Here is a 5,300-nt window from a genome sequence, read left to right on the forward strand (position 1 = left end):
GGACATATGCATGATCGGGGAGTTCTCTCATTATTGAATGGACTATTTGGACAGGGAGATAAAGTATTAAATGTACTTGTTAAAGCAGTAGATAAACCGGAAGCTACCAATACAATCAAAAACCTGCTTTTAATGGTTGGAACTCTTGGTACCATAAATGTCCAGCAGCTTGAACCCTTGCTGTTAAAGTTAAACTCCGGAGTTGCAAGAGTTGCGGAATATAAAGATACAGATGAAAAAACAAGCTATCTTGATCTCGTAAAGGCATTAAAAGATCCGGAAGTCAATCGGGCAGTTACGCTTCTGATTACTTTCCTAAAAGGAATGGGAGAAGACACAAGTGACATGGAAAGAAACACCCAGCTTCCAGAAGACCAGAAAATGCACAAAATGGAGAAAAACGAAAGAGATGTCCCTCCAAACAAAAGAGAATGAAATAAAGCCAGTGACCGCCATTTCGGGTCACTGGTTTTTTATTGGAAATGATAAGTTTAGGCAAATAGCCTTGAATATTGTCAATATTCTCTTTAATATCAATTTTATAGCAAAATTTTTGTGGAAAAATGGAAAATCATGTACTAGAATGGCAATATAGGAAAGTTTATTAGTTTGCCACCCAATACATACATCATTTGAGAAGTATAAGAAAGAGGGTAATAAAGTGGGCATTATAAATGAAGATAGTTTCATTGAAACAGTCCACATGAAAGGCTTGCAAATCTCCCTGATTGCTTCGGGGGATGGGACAGAGGTTATTTATCATAAGCTGGAGCCTGGTACAATGTGGGGGATTGAACCCCAAGAAGGCTGGGAAGCACTAGAATATTTATGCGTTCTTTCTGGGGAATTAATTCTTAGAAATGGAAATGAAACCAAGAAAATAAAAACAGGGAATTCTTTTTTTAAGGCACCAGTAGAAGAACATTATGTTTTTGAAGCAGCAGCTACCACTGAATTTCTTTATGTAACATCAAGACCAGTTTTTTTTCATTATAGTAAGGTAACAAAGGAAATGATGGAGTTATCAATATCGATTGAAGAAAAAGATGGATATACCAGAGATCACTGTCAAAGAATTAATAAGCTTTCTATGCTGGTTGGTAAAACACTAGAGTTAGATTCTAAGCAACTAGTAAACTTGAATTTAGCCTCTTTTCTACATGATGTTGGGAAGTTGCGCATACCCTTGGAAATATTGCAAAAACCCAGTAAACTCACTCCAGAGGAATGGGAAATAATGAAGAAACATTCTGTTTTCGGAAGAGAAATATTAGAGGAAACAGGATTGCCGCTCTTGGTAGATGCAGGAAAAATAGTTGAGCAGCACCATGAAAGATTTGATGGAAAAGGTTATCCTCTGGGATTGATAGGCAGCGAGATTTCTATTGAAGCTTCGATCATTTCGATTATTGATTCTTATGATGCTATTACGACGGATAGAGTATACAAAAAGGGCAGGAGTAAGGAAGAAGCTAAACAAGAATTATTGAATTACCGTGGAACTATGTATCATCCTGAAATTCTGGATGTTTTCCTGGAGCTTATAGATCAAATTTAAATTTATGGGGGAAAAAATGAAAAAGATAGGGTTTATTTTAATGGCAGTAATCTTGACTGCCGTATTAGGTACTAAAACCGCGGAGGCTGCATATTTATCGGAGTATGATAAATATGTCGAAGTTTCCTATGAAGATGCAAGGAAAATTGCTGATTTGCTGGGATTGAAAGATGTTCCATTAGGAGAGGAAACTGCAAGGTTATCATTTGAAATGCAAGAGAAGTTAATTGCAAAAATTGAAGTGATACTTAAAACAGAGATTGACCATTATTATGTATGGTTAACAGTAGATGGACAGCCTGTATTAGGAATTGATCCTCCAGTTCCATTGTATAATTAAATTAATAATTGAATTCAGTGTGAAAAGCCGATCAGAACTTGATTGGCTTTTTTGTCTGAAAAAAATTTAAACCAAGGTGCGTATAAACACCTTGGTTGCTAGCTAATAATAAATAAGTTTAACTTTTTATTAATCTTCCGCCCTTGCAACGATCCTTTCAGGATGAGAATAAACATTAAAAGACTGACCGCGAATAAAGCCAACGGCTGTGATGTTAAGATCTTCTGCCAGCTTTATGGCCAGATCAGTCGGAGCTGATTTTGATAGGATGATGCCTACTCCGATCTTGGAGGCTTTAAGCAAAACTTCCGAAGATATTCTGCCGCTGAAAGCAATGACTTTATCCCTAACAGGAATCCTGTTCTCAATGCAGTACCCAAGAATTTTATCTAGAGCATTGTGACGGCCAATGTCTGTTCTGCTGACAATCATATTATTCGCAGAAAATAGGGCAGCATTATGTACTCCACCGGTTTCTTGAAAAGTCAGACTGCCATCCTGCAGCTGTTTCATAAATGAAATGCACTGGCTGGGAGACAAGGTCAGCTTAGATGTAGAAGTTCTGGCTGTCCTGGCATCATTGTGGAAGTAAAATTGCCTGCTCTTTCCGCAGCATGAACCAATAAACCGTTTGGAGTGAAACTCATGGCTTGCTGTAGTAGTTTGGGTATGTAATTCCACATACGCAAATCCTTTGCTTTCATCTATTTGAATATCCTTGATTTCTTCAATTCTCCTGATAAAGCCTTCAGAAGCTAAAAAGCCGATTGTTAATTCCCGAATATTCTCTGGGCTGCAGACCATTGTTGCGAACTCTTCCCCATTTAGATGAATTGTGAGAGGGTGTTCGGAAACAATTGAATCTTCTGCATCCTGCAGAACTCCATTATGAAATCTGACAATTTTTCTGCTGCTTAGAATATCCATAATTCTTCCTCCTAGAACCTTTCAACTAACAAAATAGTAGCATATAATTTCAGTTTAACAAGAAATTAAAATTGTTTAGTTTGACAATTATTGTATTAATTGATTAACTTATTAAAGTGAAACCTGTATTGAACATGTATAAATGGAATTATACATGATAATAGGGTATATGAGGGTTGGATTATGAACAAGTATGAAGCTGAATTCAGTAATTTAGTGCGCTCCTTCCGAAAAAAACATATGGGCAAAGGACCTAGCAAAGTTAGGACAACTTTCTGCAAACATTGGGCTATATGTGAAATGGAAGGTAATTTATCTCCTGTGGAAAAATTCATAGCAAGTGCAGACGAGGGAAAGCAAATGCTTAGGGCTGCCAGAACAGAAATGGTCAAGGAGATGTATAAAAAGAACCGGCCGGCTGAAATGGAAGAATTTCTGCAGGCAAAACTAATTGACCTGTTTGTAGATATAGATATCGAACGGGATTTTGGAATGTCGGTATTTGTGTTCGATCAGGATATCCAAAGAAAGTTTATGGATTAAAAAGTATTCATGAAAGACTGAAATCCGGAAGTTATAATGCGGATTCCAGTCTTTTTTTATTTTTTGGAAAACAGTACACAACTGTCGTTGGATATCTTCTCTCAGTAAAATAGGGAATTATGTCATATAAGGATGGCGAAAAAAGGGGTTTAATGTCACGTTTGAAATATTTTTGTAATATTGCTATAACAAGTCTGTCAAATAAGGATGGTATAATCCTCCATGGAAAGACAAATTTACTAGAGTTTTTTTTGTAATCGCTTAAAAAATATACATAGATAAATAGTTTGATATTGATACGGCTAATAAATGGCCAATTACATATAAGAAAGCAGGGTAATGACTTTGAGAAAAAGGCTCCTCGTTTTAAATACAACTATTATCCTTGGGCTTGGAAGTGCTTTTTCAATCCCAGGTGTAAATGCTGAATCAATCCATAAACTGGAAAATCAAAAAAGCCAAATTCAGCAGCAGCGTTCCAGCTTGCAGGCCACATTGGCTGAAGCGGATAAGGAATTGGTAAGTGTACTTAAAGAAATCGCTGAGTTAAATACTAAAATTAGTAAAGTAGAAAAGGCGATTGAAGATAATAATAAATTAATAGCAGAAACGCAGACTAAAATTGCAAGCACTAAATCAGAAGTAGATCAATTGAAGGCAGAAATGGCTATCATTGAGGAAAGAATCGAAAAGAGAAGCGCTATCCTAAAACAGCGTGCACAATCGTTTCAGGAAAGCGGCGGAACAGTGGCATATTTAGATGTTCTTCTTGGTGCTTCCAGTTTCAGTGACTTTGTTGACCGTGTCGGAGCAGTAACCACATTTGTTCAGGCAGACAAACAATTACTGGAAGAACAGGAACAGGATAAAAAGGCATTTGAAGAAAAGAAGGCTGCTGTGGAAAAAGAGTTAGCGGGATTAACCAGCATGATGACCGAATTAAAAGGCATGCAGTCCATCATGGAAGAGCAAAAGCAGCAAAATAGCTCATTAATCCAGCAGCTAAAAGAAAAAGAAAATTCAATTGCAGATAAGAAGGCAAAGCTGCAAAGTGAAGATGTTAAATATGCTTCTATGATTGCTCAAATCGAACAAAGCATTGCAGCGCAAACAGCACCAGCTGCACAGACAGCAGCTTCAGCTCCAGCAGGTTCAGCTTCTGCCCAAAAGCAATCTCCTGCTTCCCAAAAAGCAAAAGGGTCAGCAAGCTCAGCTCCAAAGCCAACTGTTAATGGCAGCAGTGCAATCAGCATTGTGACAACTGCAGGAAATAAATATATCGGTAATTCAGTTTATGTGTTTGGCGGCGGCAGAAATGCTTATGATATCGCCAATGGAAGATTCGATTGCTCAGGCTTTGTACACTGGGCATTCTCACAGGCTGGAATTAGTGTAGGAGCCAGCACAGATTCTCTTAAATTCGCTGGGCGCCAGGTTTCAGCAAGCCAGATGAGAGCGGGAGATCTTGTCTTCTTTGATACTTATAAAAGGGACGGCCATGTAGGCATTTATCTCGGCGGCGGTAAATTCATCGGTTCACAAAGCTCAACGGGTGTTGCGGTTGCAAACATGTCCAGCGGCTATTGGAAAACTAAGTTTAATGGCCGAGTTGTACGCGTTATAGAATAGAAAAATTGACCTGACTTTCATGTGAAAACGTGGAAGTCAGGTTTTTTTGCTGTTTTCACATAGATTGTTGTTTTACGTTGTAAATTTTGAAAGTTGATTTTCACTCCAGGTTCTTGCTTTCAGCGAAGAGGGAGATTGTAATAACTTCTTTATCAGATTCTATGATACTGTGCCTGCATGTACCTCAGGTTCGGACTTGTTTTCTCGGATTTCTTCTACATCTGTCCGAATGAGCAATGTATTCGGATTCAATTTCATGGATATTCTCTACATCTGTCCGAATGAGCACTGAATTCGGACTCA

The 5,300-nt window shown here is 37.9% G+C and carries 6 protein-coding genes; 5 read left to right on the forward strand and 1 reads right to left on the reverse strand.

Annotated features, from left to right (window positions below):
- From ACEQ1T_RS01420 to ACEQ1T_RS01430, 3 genes are all read left to right on the forward strand, one after another.
- On the forward strand, positions 1-435 hold a 435-nt coding region (locus ACEQ1T_RS01420), incomplete at its 5' end, for a DUF1641 domain-containing protein (RefSeq protein ID WP_370221493.1).
- A 226-nt stretch (positions 436-661) separates the two neighbouring features.
- Positions 662-1,558: an HD domain-containing phosphohydrolase gene (locus ACEQ1T_RS01425; protein WP_206843387.1), complete on the forward strand. Its 897-nt coding sequence runs from the start codon at positions 662-664 to the stop codon at positions 1,556-1,558.
- Between the two features lie 16 nt (positions 1,559-1,574).
- A complete protein-coding gene (locus ACEQ1T_RS01430; RefSeq protein ID WP_206843389.1) occupies positions 1,575-1,898 on the forward strand; it encodes an 8-amino-7-oxononanoate synthase in 324 nt (107 codons plus the stop codon).
- 129 nt (positions 1,899-2,027) lie between these two features.
- Here the strand turns inward: ACEQ1T_RS01430 and fdhD are convergent, their stop codons facing one another.
- A complete protein-coding gene (gene fdhD / locus ACEQ1T_RS01435; protein ID WP_370221494.1) occupies positions 2,028-2,825 on the reverse strand; it encodes a formate dehydrogenase accessory sulfurtransferase FdhD in 798 nt (265 codons plus the stop codon).
- A gap of 183 nt (positions 2,826-3,008) precedes the next feature.
- On the opposite strand from fdhD, the gene ACEQ1T_RS01440 reads away from it, so the two are divergent.
- Both ACEQ1T_RS01440 and ACEQ1T_RS01445 read left to right on the forward strand, forming a co-directional pair.
- A complete protein-coding gene (locus ACEQ1T_RS01440) occupies positions 3,009-3,368 on the forward strand; it encodes a DUF2294 domain-containing protein (protein ID WP_206843400.1) in 360 nt (119 codons plus the stop codon).
- Positions 3,369-3,707: 339 nt separating this feature from the next.
- Positions 3,708-4,997: a coiled-coil domain-containing protein gene (locus ACEQ1T_RS01445; protein ID WP_370221495.1), complete on the forward strand. Its 1,290-nt coding sequence runs from the start codon at positions 3,708-3,710 to the stop codon at positions 4,995-4,997.
- Positions 4,998-5,300 lie beyond the last annotated feature (303 nt).

Source organism: Cytobacillus sp., from assembly GCF_964223445.1.
GTDB lineage: Bacteria > Bacillota > Bacilli > Bacillales > Cytobacillaceae > Cytobacillus.

Coding starts and splice junctions, on each gene's coding strand:
- ACEQ1T_RS01445 (WP_370221495.1), top strand. CDS start 3,708: ATGACTTTGAGAAAAAGGCTCCTCGTTTTAAATACAACTATTATCCTT.
- ACEQ1T_RS01440 (WP_206843400.1), top strand. CDS start 3,009: ATGAACAAGTATGAAGCTGAATTCAGTAATTTAGTGCGCTCCTTCCGA.
- ACEQ1T_RS01430 (WP_206843389.1), top strand. CDS start 1,575: ATGAAAAAGATAGGGTTTATTTTAATGGCAGTAATCTTGACTGCCGTA.
- fdhD (WP_370221494.1), bottom strand. CDS start 2,825: ATGGATATTCTAAGCAGCAGAAAAATTGTCAGATTTCATAATGGAGTT.